Below are 21,064 nucleotides of genomic sequence, written 5' to 3'. Positions count from 1 at the left end.
TTAATCGAGCGGAAGGTCGGCGAACGGGTCGATCGCCGCTTCGTTTAATTTTTGGACGATTTTCTCGTAGAGCGCTTCGGCGGTTTCGGCCGCGACGATCTCCCCGTCGACCAGAACGTACGGCTCCAGGTAACACATGCCGCAGTTGCCGAGACAGCCGTATTCGATCGTCTCGACGTCGGGCCGCTCTTCTTCGAGCCGGCGCAAGATCGTATCCGTCCCGTGATGCATGTTGTTCGTGCAAAATTCGACCAAACGATTCATATGAGGGCACGCTCCGTTTAACTTTCTTGCGTTTTGTAATATAATATAGGAGGAAAAGGAGATGATTTCAATGACGACGAACACCGATGAAAAAATGTACGACGAAGTGCTCGAGGTGTTGGATAAATTGCGTCCGTTCCTGCAGCGCGACGGCGGTGACGTAGAACTCGTAGAAATCGAGGACGGCATCGTGAAGCTTCGTTTGATGGGCGCTTGCGGCAGCTGCCCGAGCTCGACGATCACGTTGAAGGCGGGCATCGAGCGCGCTCTTACGGAAGAGATCGAAGGCGTCAAGGAAGTTATGCAAGTATTTTAACCCGATCTTATATCAAGAAAACCTGACGGCCCTCCCGGCGCGTCAGGTTTTTTTTCGTTAACGATAAGGACGGCGAAGCCGCTTATCCTTGCGGGATGTAGTTGCGGATCGGATCGAAGCCTCCGGTCACCTCGATCACGTTGCCGGTTACGTAATCCGACGCCGGATCGCACAGGAACGCCACGACGCGCGCGACGTCTTCTCCCGCCCCCGGACGCTGCCCCGGCGATTCCGGATCGGCGAGCCCTCGGACGTCCTCGATGCCCATCTCCTTATGCTCGCCGCGAATGTCTCCCGGACATACCATGTTCACCGTAATGCCGGAAGCCGCCTCCTCGACGGCGAGCGTCTTCGTCAGAGAGACGAGACCGACCTTCGCCGCGGCGTAAGCCGCTCGGTGTGGCCATCCTCTCGCTTCGCCGGCCCGGCCGAAGCCGAAGTGCACGATGCGTCCCCACCGGCGTTCCCGCATGCCAGGGATGACGAGCCGATCGAGCCGCATCGGGCCGAGCAGATTGCCCTGCATGAGCGCCTCGGCTTCATCCTCCGCGTATTCCGCGAAGCGCCGGCGCTCCCGGATGAACGGCCCGGCATTGTTCACGAGGATGTCGACGCCGGCGCCCAGCTCGCGCTCGACGTCGGCCACGAGCCGCTTCGGCGCCGCCGGGTCGGCCACGTCGGCGCGAATCGCGGCCGCGCGCACGCCCGCCGCGCGAAGCCGTTCGACGAGCTCCGCCGCGTCCGCCTCGCTTCGGACATAGTTGACGGCGACGTTGCAGCCGAGCGCCGCGAGCTCTAGCGCCGTCATGCGCCCAAGTCCCCGGGCGCTCCCCGTGACGAGCGCCGTCCTGCCTGCGAGCGGCTTCCCCGTTCGCGATTCCATTCACGATCCCCTCCCGCGGAGATAAGGTGGTAACGCGGCTCGCTTATGCGCGCTTATTGCAGTACTGCAGCACCGCGTGCAGCGATTCGCCGGCCATTGCGTAGCCCGCTTGGAGCATCGCCACGTTGCGGCGCAAATCCTCGATCGGCGTCCGCGGGTCGCGCGGACGAAGCCGCAGCCGCCCGTCTTCGTCGAGCAGCTCCGTGTTGATCGCGTGCACCTCGTGGTTCCGCATCAACCGAAGATCCTGGACCGGCTCGCGGTATTTGTTCCGCGTGTCGTCGAGCCGCCGAAGCAGCTCGGGCTCGGCGCGCGCTTCGCGCATGCACCGAAGCACCGTAAAATACGAATACCGCTCCTTCACCCGCTCCGCATGAAGTCCGAAGACGTCGTTCATGAACGAGCCGAGCTTGTCCAACACCGAGAAGACGCGGATGAACGCGTTCTTATAGAAATATAGATGCCTGCGGAAATCCGCCCGCTCCTCCGGACCCATCTCTTCCATGAAATCGTGTTGCACCCGCCCGGCGAACTGGATCGCGCAATGCACGCTTTGCTCCAGCTCGTCGAACGACGAAGCGAGGCTCTTCATCCAAGCGACCAGCGTCTGCGCCCGTCCGGCCTGTTCCCCGTCGCGGAGCTTGCCGTATTTGACCGCCAGCTCGTTCGTCAGCGCGAGAATGTTCCGCATTTGGGCGTCGTCGGTTCTTGGCGGTTCGTCGCACATTTTCCGAAGCATGCTCTTCCCGTTCTCCCCTTCCGCAACGTGATACCCGGGGGGCGTCCGGCGTCAGCGCCGATCCGCCCGTCCGGCTTCCCAAACCGTAATGCTTAAGTAGCTCAACACCGCGAACAACACCGATATGATCATCGTATGCAGCAACGTCCCGAGCACATAGCTGTTCGTGCCCGACAGTGCCATTAGCAGGCCGCCGCTAAGCACTTGCGCGACGACGAGGACGAGCGACCACATCGCGCCGTTCGAGATGTCCCGCCGCGACGCGTACGTCCGCCAGGTGTACAGCGCGAGCGCGAGGACGACCGCGAACAACAGGTAAGCGGCGGTCCGGTGGACGAACGCGACCGCCGTCGCCCCTTCGAGCGCGGACGGGACGACTTGTCCGTTGCACAGCGGGAACCCCGCGCAGCCGCCGCCCGAGTCGGTGTGGCTCGTGTACGCCCCCGTATAGACGACGACGTACGAGTACAGTGTCGTCAACCATACCGCGAGACGAAACCCGCCGGTCACCGGCTTGCCCGCTTCGATCGATCGGTCGCCTCTAAAGTATGCTCTTACCGACGTGACCGTCAGCAGCGTAAGCGTGAAGGCGAGCAGCGAAATACCGAAGTGCAGGGCGAGAATCGCGTCGGACTGCGGATTCATGACCTGCGCGGCGCCGAGTCCGGCTTGCAGCACCGTGAAGAAAAGCGCTCCTGCCGAATATAGTCTCGGAGCGCGGCGAGGGACGCGAAGGAACACCGCGATCGCCGCAGCCAGGATCAGCAGCCCGACGACGCCGCTGACGACCCGATGGCTGTATTCGATAATCGACGTAATCGTATAATCCGGCACGAATTTGCCGTTGCACAGCGGCCAGTCGTCGCCGCAGCCGCGGCCGGACTCCGTCTGCGTCACCGTGGCGCCCATCAACAACACGAGAAACATCCCGATACACGCCGCGAGCGCGAGCGCGCGAACCGCGCTTCCACCTTTTTTCATTATGCATAACTCCCGTATTAAGAAGATTGGCAAAGCGTTCCGCTTTGAGTTTTATCACTGCCAATTATATCGGTTCGACAGGCGAAACGCCATTTTCCGACTCTGAACATTGTATGAACTCCCGGACGGCGCTCGAAAGAAAGAACGCCCATGATCCCTATTGCGCTCCTTCCTTCGGATTAAGAAATACGCTTGACGGCGTCCTTTGAGTCCGAGCGTATGCATTATAGGAACTCCGAAGCGGCATGACCCATGGCGGAAGTTTCCCGCAACCGTTCAGCCGAGCGATGGTCAACCCAGGAGAAGGAGCCCGGGAACAAGCGCGCCTCCTCCCTCAACGAAAGGGATAAAAAAACCGCCCTCAAGGGCATAAAGCCCTCGAGGACGGTCTTCCTGCCGCGGGAGCCGGCTCTTATCGGCCGGAGCTCGCCAGCTCGTCGGACACCTGCACGACGCGATCGAGGAAGCCTTCGATCTCTTCGCGCGTCTTCCGCAGCTTGCTGATGAACGTGATCGTCTCGCGCCCTTCGCGGAACGCGACGAAGCTCGGAATGCCGAGAATGTTATACCGCTCCCCGAGCTCCGGGAACGCATCCCGGTCGACGACGAGGAACGTGATTTTGTCCGCGTACTTCTCGGCCACGTCCGGCATGAACGGGTCGATATAGACGCAATCCTTGCACCAATCCGCCTTGAACAGCGCCACCGTCGGCTTCGAGGACGCTATAGTCTCGTCGAACGCCGCGACGCTTTCGAGTTTCTTCAACATATCGATCAAAACTCCTTCGTAATGGTTACGGTACCCGATGCCGGGTCCCAGCCCTTCTCCCCGCCGAGCGCCACCGTGATGAATCCGATCGGCACGAACGTCGAGTTCGTCGACGCGACGATCTCCGGCGCTTCGGGCAGCGACTGAGCGACGCCGTTCACGGTAGCCGACTTGGAGCCGACCTTCATGACGATCGTGACCCCGTCGACGTCGTCCTTGATCGTAATCGTCGACGTCGCGCCGTCCCACGCCACCTTCGCGTCCAGCTGCTCGCTGACGTACCGGACCGGTACCATCGTCGTTCCCGCTCCTTTAATATATGGCGAAACGCCGTCCGGTACGCTCGCGTTCGCGCCCATGATCATATCGAACGAATGGCGCGTAATCCGGAGATCGTTCTTCAAGATATCGTACAACAGGGAGCCGCTTTCGACGTTGGCGAGCCGCTCGCGCGGTTTGACCTCGGTCGGGAACGGCGCCGCCGTCCCTTCGATCGTCTTCGCCTTCACCGCGCCGTTCGCGTTCCACCACCGGCTCTCGACGTCGATGCGAATCGCGCCGACTCCGTCGGCGGCATCCGTCGCCGGCTCGAGATAGAGGCCTACGTCCAAGCCGGCCGGCTTCGCCCCGTCGAGCAGCAACGCGAGCGTCGCCCCGCTCTCCGGCGTCAGGTCGGAGCCGAGCGCGCCGTCCGCTTCCAGTTCGGCCGCGAAGCCTTCGAGCGCCGCCGCGACCTGACCGTACAAGAACTCCACGGCCAGCGCTTTATTGTTCAGCGCGATCTTCAGAATCGGATCCGCGCTCTCCTTCGCCATCTCCGTAAGCGACGGCTTCAATGCGTCGTACAACGTTCCGATGAACGCCTTCAGCCCCGCCTCGTCCTCGAGCATCGCGGATACCGCCGTCGAGACGAGCTCCGTCAGCTCTTCGAAGCCGACTTCCGCCGTAACGGTCGCGAGCGACTTCGACTGCCCGTCGATCGTCGCCGTCGTCGATCCGAGCTTCGTGCGTTCCGGATTCGGCACATGGCCGAGGATGTACGTAACGATTTCCGATACCGCGGTCTGTCCGGCTTCCCCGGATAATGCCCCAGGCAGCATGTCGCCGCCGAGCATGCCGCTCGCGCCCGCTCCCGCGAATCCGTTCAGCTCCAGCTCGAACGGCTGCTTCGCGCCTTCGACGTCGAGCACCATCGACGCTTCGTCCACGAACATGCGGAACGGAATGTCGCCTTTCGACAGTTCGATCGTTCCTTCCATCGAAGCCGTTCCTTGCCCCTCTTGCAGCAGCTCCGTCACGACGATCGCGCCGCTGCCGAATACGTCCGCGAGCCGGTCCGCCTCCGCGTTCCCTTTCGACTCCGCTTCGATCTCCCATGCGAGCGATAACGTGCCTTCCGACGACTTCACGTCGAGCATGTCGGCGACCGCCCGATTCACGTCGACGCCGCCGACCGCTTCGCAGCCGATCAAGCCGAGCATCGAGCCTGCGGCCGCGATCGATAATAGTCCGCGTTTCCCGATCCGTATCACGATCCATTCCCCCTATCGAGTTCCCGGTTTCTCCCAAAACCCTATCTATGATTATAGCTCGTTCCTAAGGAAAATGCATGACAAAACCCTCGTCCCCCTGGAAAAAGTTCATGTCGCGCCGCGCCGATGGATACACTGTAGCAGGAGGCGAGCGAACATGCGAACGCGAGAAGAAGCGTTATGGAAGACGCTGCTGCGGCGAATGACCGCCTGGTTCGGCGCCGGCGCCGCGGAGACGGAGAGCGGTTCGCCCGCCGCCCACGCCGCCGACGCCGTCATTCGCGTCGATCCGAAGGAGCGCGAGCGGGTCCGGCGCGCGTTAGAGCGGCCGCCCGCGACGACCACGCTGGACGGCGAGGCGGCCCGGCTCGTCGAGCGGATCCGGAACGAGACGCGGGAACGCAATCGGGACAACGTGACGCGGACGAACGCATACCGAGAATTTTACATCCGGCGCCCCGAGGTGCACTGGGCGTTCCTCGCCCATATGGTGTCCCGCAACGGCGGCTGGAACATGACCGATCTGCAAGGCGAGCTGCTGCCTCGCCTTCTTGCGACGGCGACGCGCGGCCGGCTGTTCGACATGCTGGAGGACGCCAATTCGTTCATCTTCGGCGACGCGTTCCCCCAGTTGCTCCTGTACGAGGAGTGCCGGAAGCGCGGCGTGCCCCGCTTCTCGCTGCTGCCCGCCCTCGGCGTGTCCCGCTTCATGCAGCCGGTATGGGAGCGGTTTTGGGAGACGCGCGATTCGGCGCTGCTCACGACGGCGCTCATCGTGAACGAGCAGCATTACATCGAAGGCCGCATCGTTCGCGACCCCAAGGTGCAGGAGCAGGTGCTGTCGTCGCTGCCGTTCCAAGCGCAGGCGGCGCTGCAGCTCAATCAGGTGTACTTCCCTTACGGCGGCCGGGACGGCGAAGGACGACAGCGGCTGGCGGGGCTCATCTTGGAAAATTTCGGCGACCTCGCGGAGCGGATCGAGGTCGGCAAGACGCTGTACGCGATGCTGTTCGGCATCCAGGCCGTCGCCGACGGGGCGGAGGCGTTCGCTTCGAAGACGCCGCATACCGGCTCGCGGGCGGATTATTGGCCGGAGCTGTTCGCGCCTCTTCGAGCCCGTCCGCCCGGCGGCGCGTACGAAGCGCGCCTCGACGGCCCGAAGCTGCGCCCCGGCGCCGAGCGCTTCTACAGTCCGCGTCTCGAAGCCGCGTGGAAAAGAAGACCGCTCCGGGAGCCGGAGCGGTACGATTGGTTGCGCGACGCCGGGGAGGCGTGCGCGTATTTGACGGACGCGCGGGCGAAGCCGCCGTTCGAGATGGGCGCCGAAGCGTGCTACGGCCTGAACAAGCTCGAGCTCGCCGCGCTCGCGAACGCGGCGCTGCGCTAGCGGACGAGGCGCAGCTTCCGAAGCGCCGGGGCGGCGCGGTCCCACAGCTTGCGCGCCTTCGGCGGCAGCCCTTCGGCGTCCGCCGCGACGAACGCACCGGTGCGCAGCAGCAGCACCGGGTACAGCGCCGCGGTCGTCCCCGCCGCGAGCAACGTCTGCAGCATGGCGTCCCAGAACGTAACGCCGAACGGATGGACGTACGTGTATACGGCCCAGCCGACGGCCGCGCCGATCGACGCCTGCAGGGCGACCGTCGCGGCGAACGGCGCCGCCCGGCGGCCGAACGCCTCGTAACGGATGAGCTTCCGAAGCGATCGCAGGTTCAGCGCCATCGTAACGGCGAAGCAGAGCGCCGTGCCCGCGACGACGCCGTAAATCCCGATGAGCGGCGCGAGCGCAAGCGACAGCGCCAGCTTGACGACGATGCCGACGGCGATATGCTTCATCGGCAGCTCCGGCCGCCCGATCCCGAGCAGAATCGATCCGGAGATCATCATCAACACCTGGAACAGGACGGAGCACACCATCGCCACGATCACCCAGGACCCTTCGGCATCTTTGAAGAGGAACGTGTTGAGCGGAAACGCCGACGTCGCCATGACGACGACCGCCGGGACGCCGGAAAGGTAAGTCATCCGCAGCGCCAGCGACGTCTGCCGTTCGACCTCGGGCGTATCCCTCCGGACGAAAGCGGCCGAGATGATCGGCATAATCGACTGGCTCAGCGCGATCGCGAAGATGACCGGAATGCCCGCGAGCGACTGCGCTCGGCTCGTCAGCCAGCCCTGCATCTCTTGCGCGAGCGCATCCCCGTACTCTGCGATGAGCAGCGGCTTCGTCGCGAGCGAGTCGATAAGATAGATGGTCGGCACCGCCAGCGCCGTTATCGACACCGGGATCGACAGCTTCAGAATCGCCCGGAAGATCGAGCGGAACGAAGAAGCGTCCGCGCTTGCGACCGCCGAATCCGCCGTCAGCCCGGCCTCCGGAACGCCGGGCGCCGAGACGGCGACGACGGCGCCCCCGTCGCCGGCGGCCGCCGCCCGCGCCGGAGCGGGCTCGCGGCGCAGCTTCGCGCCGTAATACAGCATGACGGCCGCCGCCGCGACGGCGCCGAGCACGCCGCCGAACGACGCCCCGGCGGACGCCCATACGATGCCATAGCCGAGCTCCAATAAGAAATAGGCCAAGACGATCGAAGTGACGACGCGTAAAATCTGCTCCCAGATTTGGGACAGCCCGTTCGCCCCCATCCGCTGCCGCCCTTGGAAATATCCCCGCTCCACCGCGATCCATGGGAACAAAATCAGGGCCGGCGCCAGCGCCCGAATCGCGAGCGTCGCGTTCGGATCCTTATTCACCGCGGCGAGCGCCGGAGCAAGCGCGAACACGAGCGCCGCGGCGCCGACGCCCGCGACGAGCGCATACCGATTCGCCGCCCGGCGGATCGCCTCTCCCTCCTCCGGTCGGCCGAGCGCGTACTTCTCGGACACCAGCTTCGCGATCGCGCTCGGAAACCCGGCCGTCGCCAACACGAGCAGCCACATGTACACGTTGTACGACGTCACGTACGTCGACATCCCCGCGTCGTCCAACAGCCGCTGCAGCGGAATGCGCTGCACGACGCCGAGGACGCGCGCGACGAGCGCCGCTCCGGCCAAAATCAACGTCCCTCTCAACAACATCTTCCCGCTCAACCTTCAACGCCTCGTTTCCCTGAACGCAAAACGACGGCCCCACAGGGCCGCCCGTTTCGCCTTGCATGTTGAATGGATTTCTCGTTATTCCTTCGGACCTACCGGCTCGAGCGGCTTCGCGTTGCCGTACACCGGCTTCGCGCCGTGGACGGGCGCCGCCCAGCGAACGCCGTTGCGGATGACGCGCAGCACTTCTTCGTTATGATACGTCGGGTACGTCTCGTGTCCCGGGCGGAAGTAAAACACTTTGCCTTGACCGCGCCGGTACGTGCAGCCGCTGCGGAACACTTCGCCGCCCGTGAACCACGAGACGAAGACGAGTTCGTCCGGCGCCGGAATGTCGAAGTGCTCGCCGTACATCTCTTCCGCCGGCAGCTCGATGTAGGCGCCGAGTCCTTCCGCGATCGGGTGCGACGGATCGACGACCCAAATCCGTTCCTTGTCGGCCGCTTCGCGCCACTTCAAATCGCAAGTCGTTCCCATCAGCTTCTTGAAAATTTTCGAGAAATGGCCGGAGTGCAGCACGATCAGTCCCATGCCTTCCAATACGCGCTTATGTACGCGGTCGACGATGTCGTCCTGTACTTCCCCGTGCGCCATATGGCCCCACCAGATCAAGACGTCCGTATCGGCCAATACCGCTTCGGTCAAGCCGTGCTCCGGCTGGTCCAGCCACGCCGTGCGGATCTCCAAGCCGTTCTCCGCGATGCCTTCGGCGATCGCGCCGTGGATGCCGTTCGGATAGATGCTTCTCACTTTTTCGTTCTTGAACTCGTGTCTGTTCTCGTTCCATACCGTTACTCGAATGCTCACGAAGAAAGCCACCTTTGCCCAGAAATTTACTTGATACTAGATTAAATGATCCACACGACAAACACAACAATCATGGCCGCCTGAAGGACGAACTTCGCGACGGTGCTCGTGAACAAGCCGACCAGCGCGCCGACCCCCGCCTTCATCGCGGGCAGCGGCTTCGTCCCGACGAGCAGCTCCCCGAGCACCGCGCCGAGGAACGGACCGATCAGAAGGCCGAACGCCGGAATGACGAACGGTCCGACGATCAGGCCGATCGTGCTGCCCCAGACGGAGGCCCGCCCTCCGCCGAACTTCTTCACCCCGAGCGCGCCGACGGCATAGTCCGCCACCGTAATGACGATGACGACGATCGTCTGGATCGTCCAGAACCAAAACCCGAACTCCGACCAGCCGAAGAAGAAGCCGTACACGAAGAACGCCCCGTAAATCGCGAGCGCGCCCGGCAGCACCGGGTACACCGCCCCCGCCATGCCGACGAGGAACAAAACGACGACTAACGACCATCCCAGTATGTCCATCTTCGCCTTCCCCTTTCCAGGTTACAGCATGAAGGTTCGGATGACGTGCGCGACGCCGTCTTCGTTGTTCGTCAGCGTCACTTCGTCGGCGATCTTCTTCACCGCGTCCTGCGCGTTCCCCATCGCCACGCCGAGGCCCGCCTCGCGGATCATCGCGACGTCGTTCAAGCTGTCCCCGCAGGCGACGATCTCGTGCATGCCGATGCCGAGCATCTCGCACACTTGTCGAAGGCCCGAGGCCTTCGACACGCCGAGCGGATTCAGCTCGATGTTGCTCGGATGCGAGTTCGTCGTCTCGAACGTTCCGACGCCTCGAATCGCTTCCGCGACGGACGCGAGCGCCGACGCGTCTTCCGTATAATATCCGAACTTCAACCACTCCGTACGATACGGATCGTCGATCCAATCGTTTCGGTTATACACCCGCTCTACGCTGTACCCCCAGTACCAAGTGTCGTATCGCAGCGCGATGTCCCGAAGCGCGGCCACTTCGGACGCCGGCATCGTATGCCGGGAGCGAAGCTCCTTCGGCGAAGCCCACACTTCTCCCCCGTTCACGAGCACCATCGGCGACGCGAGACCGAGCTGCTCCGCATACGGCAGCGCGCTCGGGTATCCCCGTCCCGTGGCGAAGCAGACGACGATCCCTTCGGCGATCGCCTCGCGAATCCACCGTTCGTTTTCCCCGCTGATTTCGCTCTTCTCGTTCAACAGCGTCCCGTCCATGTCGAGCGCCAACAGCTTGTAAGATTTCCCCATGCTTTCTCGCTCCCTTGCGCGGTCAGTCGATTCCGTTCCATTGTAGCCGAAGACGAGTCGAATGCCAAAAAAAAGGTAGGCAATCGGAATAAAAAAAGGTAAAGTAATGATAGGTGTCATTTTCGACATATTACGACATATTTCATGTGGGTGTTTCGATATGCTGGACAAGATTTTAATGAGTCTTGAGATCGGTATTTTTTCTACGATTCCGCAGTCTGCCGCAGGCCTCTTTTTTACATTGATCTTCTGGGACATCCGAGTGGAGCGCCCTCGGCTTCGCATCGCGCAGTTCGCCGCGGCGAGCGCGATTCTCTTTATGATCGTTCTGTTGCTGCCGGAAACCGTCCGCCCGATCAGTCAGGTCCTGATTACAGCGCTCTTAATGTACATGTTTCGAGAGATCCCATGGCGGGATCGAGCGATCATGGCCTTCACCCTCGCGATCCTATATATCGGATTGGAGATTACGACGGCGTTCGCGGCCATCACGCTCGGTCTCGCGCGGCAGTCCGAGCTTGCGGACGATCCTCGCGCCGTCGTTCCGTACTTGATTTTAGGCAATGCGTTCGTCGCGCTCGTCGCGGCGCTGCTGCGCAGATCTCGATTATCGCCGGGGAAAGCGATCCGCCTCTTCTTCCATCAGAAGCAGAATCGATTGTTATTTTCCCTCGTCCTCTTGTTCTCCGGAAACATCTTCATTTCGTCGGTCGTGTTTTATTACGTGATGGACAGTCATCCGTTCGCTGCCTCATATACGCTTGTAGCGACGTCGCTCGTCAGCGTAGTCATTCTGATCGTGACGATCCGCTCGATCATCGCCGTGAAAAACCGGGAAATCCTGAACACCCAGGAGACGTACGTCGATGAGATCGACAATTTGTTTACGACCATCCGCGGGCAGCGTCACGACTTCTTGAACCATGTTCAGGTCATCCAGGCTTTCGTTCGGCGGAAAAAGTTCGACGAGCTCGATCGATACGTGTCCGAGCTCGTCGGCGAGATCGTCGAAATCAACGATCTCATCCAGATCGGCCACCCGGCGCTCGCCGCGCTTATCAAGTCGAAGATGGTGTACGCGCTCGATCGGAAGATCGATTTTCGTTATTCGTTCGAAGGGATGGATCGAATCGGCGACGGCGTCGCCTCCGTCGACTTCGTGAAGATCGCCGGCAATCTGCTCGACAACGCGTTGGAGGAGGTGCTGAACCGAGCTCCGGAGGACCGTTGGGTCGAGATCTCCGGTTGGACGGACGAACACCACTTCTATTTATCCGTCTCGAATCCGGCCTACTCCGTCACCGAAGAGCAGAAGGCGAACATGTTCCGCAGCGGCTTCACGACGAAGAAGAAGGGCGTACATTCCGGCCTCGGCCTGTCGATCGTGAAAGAGCGGGTCGGCCATTACCGCGGACAGCTCGACGTTGAAACCGAAGCGGATCATGTGCTGTCGTTCCGCGTCAAACTTCCGCTGCGACTGCACACGATCGCGCCGTAATCGCGATTTCCGCATAAACAGGGCTGCTTCGAAAGTCGCGATCGACTTTCCGAAGCAGCCCTGTTCGGTTTGCGGCAAGTTACGCGGCGCCGGTCGCCCGCTTCGTGCGTCTCGTTTTCCAAAGCAGTCCGTGAGTCGGCGACAGCAGCAGCGTCAAGACGAACAATACGCCGGCGACGGCCACCATCGTGCCGGTGATGGACGACTCGAGCCACGCGGCCACGGAATAGCCGAGCAGGACGCTGGCGACGCCGTACAGAATCGCATAGAAAATCATCGTCGACAGCTTCTCCGTCATCAGGTACGCGCTGGCCGGCGGGATGACGATCATGCCGAGCACGAGAATCGCGCCGACGCTCTCGAAGGAGGCGACCGTCGTCACGCTGACGAGGCCCATCAGCGCGTAATGGAACAGCGCCGCCGGAATGCCGACCGCCGCCGCCATGAACGGATCGAAGGCGCACAGCTTGAATTGCTTGTAGAACGCTCCGATGCAGCCGACGATCAGGAGCAGCGCGAGGCCGAGCGCCCAGAGCGACTTCGGGCCGATATCGACGCCGAACAGCTCCAGCTTCGTCCAAGGCACGTAATTGATTTCGCCGAACAAGACGCAATCGAGGTCGAGGTCCACTTGATCGGCGTACAAGCTGACCAACACGACGCCGATCGAAAACATCGCGGTGAAGATGACGCCGATCGACGCGTCGGATTGGACGCCTTGCCGGTGGAACCATTGAATGAGGAACACCGCCAGCAATCCGACGGCCGTAGCGGCCAGAAGCATCCAGAGCGAATCTCGCGAACCGCTCATCAGGAAGGCGACGACGATGCCCGGCAGCACCGCGTGCGAGATCGCGTCGCCGATCATCGCCATCTTGCGCAGCATAAGGAACGACCCGACGATCGCGCACGAGACGGCGACGAGAATGCCCGTGGCGAGGATGACCATTTCGTTCGAGCTCATACGGACACCCCTTTCTCCGGCGCTCCGACGCGGCTCGCTTGATCCCGCCGGACGTCGCGCCTTACCCGCGCTCGCTGCAGCCGCTTCGCGACGAGCCCGCGCCGCGGCGCGAACAGCACCGACAGGACGAAGATCGCCGTCGCCGCAAGCACGGCGAGCGGTCCCGTCGGCAGCTGGTTCGCGACCGTGCTGACGAGCGTGCCCAGCACGCCGCTCGCGGCGCCGAAGACGCCGGCGAGCACGACCATGACGCCGAGGCGGTCGGTCCAATAGCGCGCCGCCACCGCCGGCGTAATGAGCATCGCCGCCATCAAGACGACGCCCACCGCCTGGATGCCGACGACGACCGCTACGACGAGCAGCAGCATAAGGAATTGCTCCAACGCGGCCGTCGGATACCCGATCATTCGCGCGAAGCCCGCGTCGAAGCTGATCAGCTTGAAGTGCTTGAAGAACAAGGCGCAGGCCGCGATCAACACCAGGGCGAGCGCCGTCATCGTATACACGTCGGATTGAATCATCGCGGCCGCCTGCCCGAACAGGAACTTATCGAGCCCCGCTTGACTGCCGCTGCCCGATTGTTGAATTCTCGTCAAGAGCATAATGCCGAGGCCGAAGAACGCGGAGAGGACGATCGCGAGCGCGGCATCCTGCTTGATGCGGCTGTGCCTAGTGATGAAGCCGATGCCGAACGTCGCGATCGCCCCCGCGATCGCCGCGCCGATCATGAAAAACCAAAGCGACTTGATCCCGGTCAGCATGAACGCGATGCAGACGCCCGGCAGCGCCGCATGGGACAGCGCGTCGCCCATCAGGCTTTGCTTGCGTAAGTACGCGAAGCTGCCGAGCACGCCGCTGCTGACGCCGAGCAGCATCGTCGCGAGTAAAATCCAGCGGATGTTCGGATCCATCGCCAGTTCAAGAACGTTCATCGCCCGCTCACCTCGTTCCGACCAAGAACGGCGAGGAACGATCCCCGCCCAAGATCGCCAGTTTGCCTCCGTACGTATGCTGCAGCTTTTCCGCCGTGAACACGTCCTCCGTCGGACCGATGTCGATCAGCGTCTTGTTCAGCAGCATGACCCAATCGAAATACTCCGCCACCGTCGACAGATCGTGGTGGACGACCAGCACCGTCTTGCCTTCCTGCTTCAACGCCGTCAACAGCGCGACGATCGCCTTCTCCGTCGCCGCATCGACCCCTACGAACGGTTCATCCATGAAATACAGCTTCGCGTCCTGCGCGAGCGCCCGAGCGAGGAAGATCCGCTGCTGCTGTCCGCCGGACAATTGACTGATTTGCCGATCGGCGAACCCGGCCATCCCGACCTTCGCGAGCGCGTCCATCGCCGCCGCCCGTTCGCTGGCGCCCGGGCGCTGGAACCACCCGAGCCGGCCGTACGTCCCCATCGTCACGACGTCGAGGGCGTTCGTCGGGAAATCCCAATCGACCGATTCGCGCTGCGGCACGTAGCCGACGAGCTTGCGCTGCTCCTTGTACGGCTTGCCGTAAATGCGCACTTCGCCGGCCGCGCTCGGATGAAGCCCGAGGATCGATTTAATCAGCGTCGACTTGCCTGCGCCGTTCGGCCCCACGATGCCGATCAGCTTCCCTTCCGGGATCGAAAACGAGACGTTCTCGACGACCGGCTTTTTCTGATAAGCGATCGTGAGATCTTTCACTTCTAACGGAACTTGTGCGTTTGTCCTTGCGCTCATGCCGCTTTCCTCCTTATTGTAGCGCGTTAACGATCGTATCGACGTTATGGCGAACCATGCCGACGTACGTCCCCTCCGGCGTGCCTTCCTCGCCCATGGCGTCGGAGTACAACGTCCCGCCTTCCTTCAAGTCGTGTCCGAGCTTCTTCGCGCCTTCGATGACGGCCGTAATGGATCGGTTCGATACGCTCGTTTCCACGAAGACGGCTTTGATTTTCCGTTCCACCAGGAAGTCCCGGAGATCCGTCACGTCCTTGCTGCCGGCTTCCGAAGCGGTGCTGATGCCTTGCAAGCCGCGAACCTCGATGTCGTACGCTTTGCCGAAGTACCCGAACGCGTCGTGCGCCGTCACCAACACGCGCTGCCCTTCAGGGATCGTCGCGATCCGCTCCCTTGCGTACGCGTCCAGCGCCTCCAGCTCGGCCAGATACGCTTTCGCATTCGCCTCGTACGTCCCGGCGTTGTCCGGATCGAGCTTCGCCAACTCGCGCTGGACCGTCTCCGCCGCCTGCATCCAGAGCTTCACGTCGAACCAAATATGCGGATCGTACACCTGCGTCCCGTCCGCGTTCGCGACTTCGATGAGCGACGCCGGATCGATGGATTCGCCGACCGCGATCGTAGGCTTGTGTTCGGCCATCTCCTCGAACACTTCCGTCATCTTCCCTTCCAAGTGCAGACCGTTATAGAAAACGATATCCGCATCCTCGAACTTCGCGATGTCCCCTTGCGTCGCCTTATACAGGTGAGGGTCGACGCCGGACGGCATGATGCCGGCCACTTCGACGCGCTCGCCGCCGATATTCGTAACGATGTCGGTAATTTGCCCGATCGTCGTCGTCACCCGAACCGGCCCTTCCCCTTCGCCGGAATTCGATGGGGCCGCTCCGCATCCCGCCAACGCGACGGCGATCGCGGCGGCGATCGCTCCCGTCATCGCTGCCCGTAACATGTTCGTCCCCGCTTCTCTCCGCTTGCTTCTCATTGTTTCCACTCCTCATCGTTTGTGGGTCGTACCACTTATGTTGTTTGCATCCCTAATTGTTTTATATGTCTATAAGTGTTGTACTTATTACTTTTTATTTATAATACACAAATGTGTTGCACATGTGCAACATTTAATTTGCGATGTCCGTCCGCCCGCCGATCGCGCCGCGCAAAAAAAAAACCGCCCTCGGCCGATTGGCCGAGAGCGGTTCGCTCGCTTGCTGTTCCCTATACGGTTCCGGTTACTCCGTCGGCGGCGTTACGTCCCGCTCGGTCGAATCGTCCGCCGGCGGCGTCTCCGCATCGGCCGGCGGCGTAGACATCGGACCCGCCGGCTTGCCGTCGAAGCCGACGTATTCGTGGTACGCCTCGAAGATTTTCGCCGCGATCGGCGCGGCGCCCCATGCGCCGTAGCCGCCCCACGGCACGACGACCGCGACCGCGAGCTTCGGATCGTCCGCGGGCGCGAACGCGATGAATACCGAATTCTCGATCTTGCCCGCCGCGGTATCCTGCTGCGACGTACCCGTCTTCGACGACACCTCGAACGGGAGACGCCCGAACCATTGCGACAACGAATTGCTCTTCGTAACCGACTTCATGCCGTTATGCACGACGTCCCAATGCTTCGAATCGAACGTCTCCTCGTTCAAGACGACCGGTTCGATCGTCTCGACGATCTGGCCTTCGAAGTCGGTGATCTTGTCGACGAAATTCGGCTTCATCCGCTTGCCTCGGTTCGCCAGCATGGCCGTATACTGCGCCAGCTGCAACGTCGTATACCGGCCCTGCTGACCGAACGACGCCATGACCATGGCGTTCTGTACGCTGCCGCGCGTGTCCTTGCTGTTGTAGTCGAGCACGCCCGCGGTTTCCATCGGCAGGCCGCTGCCGGTCGGGACGCCGAGCCCGAACTTCTTCATATAGTCGTCCCATACGTCGATGGGTCCGCCGTTCTCCCCGCCGTATTTCTCGTACAGCTTCTCGCCGACCATCGCCGCCATGAACGTATTCGAAGACACGCGAATCGCTTCCGACGGCGTGATCTTGCCGTACGAGTGGCCCTCCGAGTTTCCGATCGACGCCGAATCGTTCCTCCCGTAGTAAAAGCGCCCCGTGTCGGTATACCGATCCGTCGACGAATAGAACCCCTCGTTCAACCCGATCAACACGGTGAGCGGCTTCAGCGTCGAGCCGAGCGGCACGATCGACGACGGGTAGCGGGCCCGGTTTTTCCCTTCCGGCACATCCGGATACACCGTCTTGATCGTCCCGTTCTGATAGAACGGTTCGATCGCTTGATATACCGACAGCGGCATCGTCGACCCCGACCATACGTTGGAGTCGTAGTCCGGCATCGACGCCATCGCCACCACGTTGCCGGTGTCGACCTCCATCGCCACCGCATACCCGGCGAGCGCGTTCTTGCCCATGGACGGGTACTTCTCGGTCGATTTCTGCATATGCTCGAGCTGATCCAGGATCGATTGCTCCGCGATCAGCTGCACGTCTTTGTCCAACGTCAAATACAGGAAATTCCCCTTCGTCGGCGGGATCGTCGTTACGGGCCCGACGATCTGATCGAGACTGTTGACCGGGTAATTGCGGGCGCCGCTCTTGCCGCGCAGCGTCTCCTGATATAGAAACTCTAACCCGTCGAAGCCGACCTGTTCCATGCGCAAGTAATCCTTGGTGTTCTCCGGGTCTTTGTAGTAGTCGAGATATTGCGCCTTCTGATTGTTCGAGCTGGAGAAGGGCTTCAAATATCCGATCAGCTGCGAAGCGATCGTGTTCGAATCGTAATGTCGCACGCTCTCCTCGGTCACCTCGATGCCGGGGAATTGCTCGGGATGCGCCATCAGGTAGGCGATTTCCTCTTTCGTCAGACCGGACTTCACCCGTCTCGGCTCGAACATCGTATTGAACATCGTCTTCCGCTCGCCGGACCAATCGTACCCGACGTCCATCGCTTCGAACACGTCCTCGACCTTCGGCGGCCCGTCCGGGTAATCGCCGTACCGCCGGAACAAGTCGGTCAGCGCCAGCGCGAGCGCCTGATGGTCTTCGAGCTTCTTCCCCGGCTCCATGCGGTAATACACCGATTGCGTCGAGGTCGAATACGCGATCGGATAACCGTTGCGGTCGTAAATATTGCCGCGGATCGGCGGGATGAGCACGGTCCGCGTCGTCCGTTCCGACTCCTGCGCGGACAGCGTCTTGCCTTCGACGAATTGGATGAACGCGAGTCTTACGATAAGTACGGAAAACAACAAGAAGACGGCGAAGAAAAACACGTTGATCCGAAACGTAAAATGACGCCGCTTGGCGATCTCGTTCTTCTGCGGATCGTCGTCGAGCGTAGTAAACCGATTCATGCGAATCTCCTTTCCTCGAAACCTGCGGACGCGGACGCCGCGATTATTGCTTCTGCTTCGCCTCGTTCAGGAACGCCTCGATCGTCGCGTCGATCTCGAACGTGCCGATCTTCACGCCCTTCCAGTAGACGATTACTTCGTTCGAGCCTTCCGCGCCTTCCACGCGGACCGACTCCGTATACACGGCGTACGTGCCGTCGGCGTTCGATTCGTACTGCGCGTCGAACGCGCCCGACACGAGCGCCTGGAACGCCTGAACCTTCGCTTCCTCGAGCATCTGGCCGCTCATCGCGGTGAGCTCTTCTTTATAATTCGCGCCGTAGACGAGCACCCCGGCGACGATCGCCAACACGAGCACCCACTTCAACACCGTCTTCACGACGCTTACGACGATCAAGAGCGCCACGACCGCCGCCAGAATGACCCACCATTTTTCTTGAACGAACGACAACCATTGCTCCGGCATTCCGCTTCCTCCCGCTTTTCGTCCCCATCGGACATCCTCGTTATTATTGTATGTTACATTATACATCATTTTGGTCTAGAGCGCCCCGGCATTCCATACATGTAGGAAAAAGACAAACCGTCCGGCAAGCGGACGCAACGGAGGGAAGAAACCGTGAAGACCGTCATGTGGCTGTACTTGTTCATCTTCATCGCATTCTTCGACCTGCATGCGCAATTCCCGATGCTGACGCCGTACGCGATTTCGCTCGGCGCCGCTCCGTCGTTCATCGGGTTCATCATGGGCATCTACTCGCTTACGCATCTCCCGGGCAACCTGCTGGCCGGCTACAGCGTCGACCGGTTCGGCAGCAAGCCGTTCATCGTCCTTAGCTTAATCGGCGCCGGAGCGCTCCTGATCGCCCAGGGCCATGTCGCCGACCCGTGGCAGCTGCTCGCCGTTCGGTCCGTCAGCGGCTTCGTGCTGGCGTTCCTGTCGCCGGCGTGCCTCGCTCTTCTTGCGAAGCTGGCAAGAGATCGTGTCCACCAGAGCAAGCTCATGTCCGGCAACGGCCTCGTCCATACGCTCGCCTCCGTCGTCTCCCCCGCCGCCGGCGCCCTGCTCGTGGCGAAGGTCGGCTTCACGGCCGCCTTCGTCGCGCTCGGTTGGGGGCTCATCGTAACGGGGATCTTGGCGGCGTTCGGCGTGAAGGAAGCGCCGGCGGCGTTGTCGAAGGACATCGCTCCGAAGGTCGAAGAAGCCGTCAACGTCTCCCGACCCGCGGAACGCGCCCGAAACTTGCCTTGGCTGTTCTACGGCGTGCCGCTGGCGTTATCGTGCTCGCAGGGCATTCTCTTCTTCGAGCTGCCGCTTTTATCCGAGTCCGCCGCGTCGGTCGTCGAGACCGGCGTGCTGTTCTCGATCGTCAGCGTCGGCGCGCTCATCACGCTCGCGATGGTGTTCTTCAACCGCGTGCCGCCGCTGTACCGTACGATGTTCGGCGCGTTGGCGCTCGCCTTCGTCTTCTTCGGTCTCGCGATGCGGTGGCCGGTGCCGCTCCCCGTCTCGCTTCTCCTGATCGGGATGGCGAAGGGCGTCATCTTCCCGGCGATCGCGGCCCTGCTCGCGTCCGTGACCGACCCGAGCAAATACGGCCGCGTCTTCTCCGTCCTATCGATCGCCTTCTCGCTCGGCGCGTTTTTCGGTCCGATCGTCGCCGGACAAGTGCGCGACCGTCTCTCGCCGTATTACGTCGCCTTCGTCGTATTAATGACCGCTCTCGCCCTGCTGCCTCCGCCGTTCAAGCGGGCGAACCCCGCTTCGGCGAAGACGTGATCGCGTATCATTCGACATTTCCCGGGGAATGTATACAATAAATTTATGGTACATGACTTGGAACGATGTCGAATGCGCCGGGAGGGAACCATGGATTTCGTGATCATCGTAGAAGGAAAGAACGACCGCAGCCGCCTCGCCCGTCTCTTGTCCCCCGACGTGCCGATCCTATGTACCTACGGAACGCCTGGATCGAAGAAGCTGCAGGAGCTCGTCAAGAAGGTCGGCGATCGGATGGTATATATTTATACGGATCACGACGCTTCCGGCAAGCGTATTCGCGGCATGCTGCGAGACCTGTTCCCCGACGCGGAGCAGCTCTACACGAAGTCAGGGTACGCCGGGGTGGAAGGAACGCCTGACGAGCATCTGATCCGACAATTGGAAAAGGCCGGGCTCGAGGAATACATCGTGTATCCCGAGCCCGACCTTCTTACTTGACGTTAAGGGTCAATCGAATCAACTGTTAATGAGCTTCATGATGTCCTTGGCGATCAACTCGTCGTCCAGATCGTCCGCGTTATACCGCTTGCGGATCTGGTTGTCCTGATCGATCATAATGACGGTGTTCGAATGAATGTAAAATCCGGATTCCTTATCCTGCTCGTAGAAGATGCCGTAATCCTCGGCGATCGACTTCGTCTCCTCGACTTCCCCGCGAAGGAACTTCCATCCGTTCGGATCCGCGTTCATGTTCGAGGCGTATTTCGTCAAGTTCTCGACCGTATCCCGTTCCGGGTCGATCGTCACTTGGAAGATTTGCGCTTTCGAGCCGAACACGCCTTCCTCGACCAATCGATCCTGCACCCGCGACAGCATATGGCTCGTCGGCGGGCAGACGTCCGGGCAATTCCCGAAGAAGAAATACAGCAGCTTGACTTGTCCGGTCGTCGTCTCCATCGTAACCGGCTGCCCCGTCGTATCGTTCAGGGTGAACGGCGACGCCGGCCCCTGCACCGGGAACGGAGGCTCTTTCTCCCCGCCCAAATACACGTACCCGATCGCCGCTAGCAGCACGACCGAGACGGCGACCATCGTCGCCTTATACCAATGCTTGCGCCAAACCCCCACGTAAACCGT

The 21,064-nt window shown here is 61.5% G+C and carries 22 protein-coding genes; 5 read left to right on the top strand and 17 right to left on the bottom strand.

The annotated features are described in order from the left end of the window. Complete coding sequence (locus tag FE782_RS03615) at positions 1 to 264, bottom strand: YuzB family protein (protein ID WP_138192599.1); 264 nt, start codon at positions 262 to 264, stop codon at positions 1 to 3. A gap of 70 nt (positions 265 to 334) precedes the next feature. Here FE782_RS03615 and FE782_RS03610 point away from each other — a divergent pair, with 70 nt between their 5' ends. Then, the gene (locus FE782_RS03610) at positions 335 to 580 is read left to right on the top strand and encodes a NifU family protein (protein ID WP_138193078.1); all 246 of its coding nucleotides are present in this window, start codon (positions 335 to 337) and stop codon (positions 578 to 580) included. Between the two features lie 82 nt (positions 581 to 662). On the opposite strand, the gene FE782_RS03605 is transcribed toward FE782_RS03610, so the two are convergent. The 5 genes from FE782_RS03605 to FE782_RS03585 all read right to left on the bottom strand — a co-directional run bounded on the left by FE782_RS03605 (position 663) and on the right by FE782_RS03585 (position 5,484). Further along, positions 663 to 1,463, bottom strand: coding sequence for an SDR family oxidoreductase (locus FE782_RS03605; protein ID WP_138192597.1), 801 nt, complete (start codon positions 1,461 to 1,463; stop codon positions 663 to 665). Between the two features lie 43 nt (positions 1,464 to 1,506). Further along, positions 1,507 to 2,202 carry a Cthe_2314 family HEPN domain-containing protein gene (locus tag FE782_RS03600; RefSeq protein WP_138192595.1) on the bottom strand — a complete coding sequence of 232 codons (696 nt, stop codon included), beginning with the start codon at positions 2,200 to 2,202 and terminating at the stop codon, positions 1,507 to 1,509. Positions 2,203 to 2,253: 51 nt separating this feature from the next. Beyond that, positions 2,254 to 3,183, bottom strand: a complete 930-nt coding sequence (locus tag FE782_RS03595) for a COX15/CtaA family protein (protein ID WP_138192593.1) — start codon at positions 3,181 to 3,183, stop codon at positions 2,254 to 2,256. Between the two features lie 412 nt (positions 3,184 to 3,595). After that, positions 3,596 to 3,949 (bottom strand): thioredoxin family protein, encoded by a 354-nt coding sequence (locus FE782_RS03590; protein WP_138193077.1) that lies wholly within the window; start codon positions 3,947 to 3,949, stop codon positions 3,596 to 3,598. An 8-nt stretch (positions 3,950 to 3,957) separates the two neighbouring features. Then, a complete protein-coding gene (locus FE782_RS03585) occupies positions 3,958 to 5,484 on the bottom strand; it encodes a copper amine oxidase N-terminal domain-containing protein (protein WP_138192591.1) in 1,527 nt (508 codons plus the stop codon). A gap of 157 nt (positions 5,485 to 5,641) precedes the next feature. On the opposite strand from FE782_RS03585, the gene FE782_RS03580 reads away from it, so the two are divergent. Then, the gene (locus FE782_RS03580; protein ID WP_138192589.1) at positions 5,642 to 6,871 is read left to right on the top strand and encodes a DUF2515 family protein; all 1,230 of its coding nucleotides are present in this window, start codon (positions 5,642 to 5,644) and stop codon (positions 6,869 to 6,871) included. Here the strand turns inward: FE782_RS03580 and FE782_RS03575 are convergent. The 4 genes from FE782_RS03575 to FE782_RS03560 form a co-directional block, all read right to left on the bottom strand. Next, a complete protein-coding gene (locus tag FE782_RS03575; RefSeq protein WP_138192587.1) occupies positions 6,868 to 8,568 on the bottom strand; it encodes a putative polysaccharide biosynthesis protein in 1,701 nt (566 codons plus the stop codon). The two genes, FE782_RS03580 and FE782_RS03575, sit on opposite strands and share 4 nt — an antisense overlap. A gap of 84 nt (positions 8,569 to 8,652) precedes the next feature. Continuing rightward, on the bottom strand, positions 8,653 to 9,381 hold the full coding sequence (locus FE782_RS03570) for a ThuA domain-containing protein (RefSeq protein WP_238392336.1): 729 nt from the start codon (positions 9,379 to 9,381) through the stop codon (positions 8,653 to 8,655). 41 nt (positions 9,382 to 9,422) lie between these two features. After that, positions 9,423 to 9,902, bottom strand: a complete 480-nt coding sequence (locus tag FE782_RS03565) for a DUF456 domain-containing protein (RefSeq protein WP_138192585.1) — start codon at positions 9,900 to 9,902, stop codon at positions 9,423 to 9,425. A gap of 21 nt (positions 9,903 to 9,923) precedes the next feature. Next, a complete protein-coding gene (locus FE782_RS03560; RefSeq protein ID WP_138192583.1) occupies positions 9,924 to 10,661 on the bottom strand; it encodes a Cof-type HAD-IIB family hydrolase in 738 nt (245 codons plus the stop codon). A gap of 160 nt (positions 10,662 to 10,821) precedes the next feature. On the opposite strand from FE782_RS03560, the gene FE782_RS03555 reads away from it, so the two are divergent. Further along, positions 10,822 to 12,159 (top strand): sensor histidine kinase, encoded by a 1,338-nt coding sequence (locus FE782_RS03555; RefSeq protein ID WP_158299239.1) that lies wholly within the window; start codon positions 10,822 to 10,824, stop codon positions 12,157 to 12,159. Between the two features lie 79 nt (positions 12,160 to 12,238). On the opposite strand, the gene FE782_RS03550 is transcribed toward FE782_RS03555, so the two are convergent. From FE782_RS03550 to FE782_RS03525, 6 genes are all read right to left on the bottom strand, one after another. Continuing rightward, a complete protein-coding gene (locus FE782_RS03550; protein WP_238392335.1) occupies positions 12,239 to 13,123 on the bottom strand; it encodes a metal ABC transporter permease in 885 nt (294 codons plus the stop codon). Next, positions 13,120 to 14,055, bottom strand: coding sequence for a metal ABC transporter permease (locus FE782_RS03545; protein ID WP_138192579.1), 936 nt, complete (start codon positions 14,053 to 14,055; stop codon positions 13,120 to 13,122). The genes FE782_RS03550 and FE782_RS03545 overlap by 4 nt, the downstream gene beginning before the upstream one ends. A gap of 7 nt (positions 14,056 to 14,062) precedes the next feature. Beyond that, a complete protein-coding gene (locus FE782_RS03540; RefSeq protein WP_138192577.1) occupies positions 14,063 to 14,842 on the bottom strand; it encodes a metal ABC transporter ATP-binding protein in 780 nt (259 codons plus the stop codon). A gap of 13 nt (positions 14,843 to 14,855) precedes the next feature. Continuing rightward, positions 14,856 to 15,827 carry a metal ABC transporter solute-binding protein, Zn/Mn family gene (locus FE782_RS03535; protein WP_238392334.1) on the bottom strand — a complete coding sequence of 324 codons (972 nt, stop codon included), beginning with the start codon at positions 15,825 to 15,827 and terminating at the stop codon, positions 14,856 to 14,858. A 244-nt stretch (positions 15,828 to 16,071) separates the two neighbouring features. After that, entirely contained in the window at positions 16,072 to 18,204 is a 2,133-nt protein-coding gene (locus tag FE782_RS03530; RefSeq protein ID WP_138192575.1) for a peptidoglycan D,D-transpeptidase FtsI family protein, read from the bottom strand. Positions 18,205 to 18,247: 43 nt separating this feature from the next. Continuing rightward, entirely contained in the window at positions 18,248 to 18,670 is a 423-nt protein-coding gene (locus FE782_RS03525; RefSeq protein WP_138192573.1) for a hypothetical protein, read from the bottom strand. A 153-nt stretch (positions 18,671 to 18,823) separates the two neighbouring features. On the opposite strand from FE782_RS03525, the gene FE782_RS03520 reads away from it, so the two are divergent. Both FE782_RS03520 and FE782_RS03515 read left to right on the top strand, forming a co-directional pair. Continuing rightward, positions 18,824 to 19,984, top strand: coding sequence for an MFS transporter (locus FE782_RS03520; RefSeq protein WP_138192571.1), 1,161 nt, complete (start codon positions 18,824 to 18,826; stop codon positions 19,982 to 19,984). Positions 19,985 to 20,074: 90 nt separating this feature from the next. After that, positions 20,075 to 20,425, top strand: a complete 351-nt coding sequence (locus FE782_RS03515) for a DNA primase (RefSeq protein ID WP_138192569.1) — start codon at positions 20,075 to 20,077, stop codon at positions 20,423 to 20,425. A gap of 18 nt (positions 20,426 to 20,443) precedes the next feature. Here FE782_RS03515 and FE782_RS03510 read toward each other — a convergent pair whose 3' ends face one another. Beyond that, positions 20,444 to 21,055 (bottom strand): SCO family protein, encoded by a 612-nt coding sequence (locus FE782_RS03510; RefSeq protein WP_138192567.1) that lies wholly within the window; start codon positions 21,053 to 21,055, stop codon positions 20,444 to 20,446. Positions 21,056 to 21,064 lie beyond the last annotated feature (9 nt).

This window comes from Paenibacillus antri (assembly GCF_005765165.1).
In the GTDB taxonomy this organism is placed as follows: domain Bacteria; phylum Bacillota; class Bacilli; order Paenibacillales; family YIM-B00363; genus Paenibacillus_AE; species Paenibacillus_AE antri.
Note: the sequence above shows the minus strand (reverse complement) of the source record. Positions and strands in the feature narration are given on the sequence as shown.

Excerpts from the sequence above, each read along its gene's own strand:
- FE782_RS03535 (WP_238392334.1), bottom strand. The coding sequence starts at position 15,827 with ATGAGAAGCAAGCGGAGAGAAGCGGGGACGAACATGTTACGGGCAGCG.
- FE782_RS03580 (WP_138192589.1), top strand. The coding sequence starts at position 5,642 with ATGCGAACGCGAGAAGAAGCGTTATGGAAGACGCTGCTGCGGCGAATG.
- FE782_RS03550 (WP_238392335.1), bottom strand. The coding sequence starts at position 13,123 with ATGAGCTCGAACGAAATGGTCATCCTCGCCACGGGCATTCTCGTCGCC.
- FE782_RS03565 (WP_138192585.1), bottom strand. The coding sequence starts at position 9,902 with ATGGACATACTGGGATGGTCGTTAGTCGTCGTTTTGTTCCTCGTCGGC.
- FE782_RS03595 (WP_138192593.1), bottom strand. The coding sequence starts at position 3,183 with ATGAAAAAAGGTGGAAGCGCGGTTCGCGCGCTCGCGCTCGCGGCGTGT.
- FE782_RS03515 (WP_138192569.1), top strand. The coding sequence starts at position 20,075 with ATGGATTTCGTGATCATCGTAGAAGGAAAGAACGACCGCAGCCGCCTC.
- FE782_RS03540 (WP_138192577.1), bottom strand. The coding sequence starts at position 14,842 with ATGAGCGCAAGGACAAACGCACAAGTTCCGTTAGAAGTGAAAGATCTC.
- FE782_RS03555 (WP_158299239.1), top strand. The coding sequence starts at position 10,822 with ATGCTGGACAAGATTTTAATGAGTCTTGAGATCGGTATTTTTTCTACG.
- FE782_RS03545 (WP_138192579.1), bottom strand. The coding sequence starts at position 14,055 with ATGAACGTTCTTGAACTGGCGATGGATCCGAACATCCGCTGGATTTTA.
- FE782_RS03530 (WP_138192575.1), bottom strand. The coding sequence starts at position 18,204 with ATGAATCGGTTTACTACGCTCGACGACGATCCGCAGAAGAACGAGATC.
- FE782_RS03605 (WP_138192597.1), bottom strand. The coding sequence starts at position 1,463 with ATGGAATCGCGAACGGGGAAGCCGCTCGCAGGCAGGACGGCGCTCGTC.
- FE782_RS03525 (WP_138192573.1), bottom strand. The coding sequence starts at position 18,670 with ATGCCGGAGCAATGGTTGTCGTTCGTTCAAGAAAAATGGTGGGTCATT.
- FE782_RS03610 (WP_138193078.1), top strand. The coding sequence starts at position 335 with ATGACGACGAACACCGATGAAAAAATGTACGACGAAGTGCTCGAGGTG.
- FE782_RS03560 (WP_138192583.1), bottom strand. The coding sequence starts at position 10,661 with ATGGGGAAATCTTACAAGCTGTTGGCGCTCGACATGGACGGGACGCTG.
- FE782_RS03615 (WP_138192599.1), bottom strand. The coding sequence starts at position 264 with ATGAATCGTTTGGTCGAATTTTGCACGAACAACATGCATCACGGGACG.
- FE782_RS03600 (WP_138192595.1), bottom strand. The coding sequence starts at position 2,202 with ATGCTTCGGAAAATGTGCGACGAACCGCCAAGAACCGACGACGCCCAA.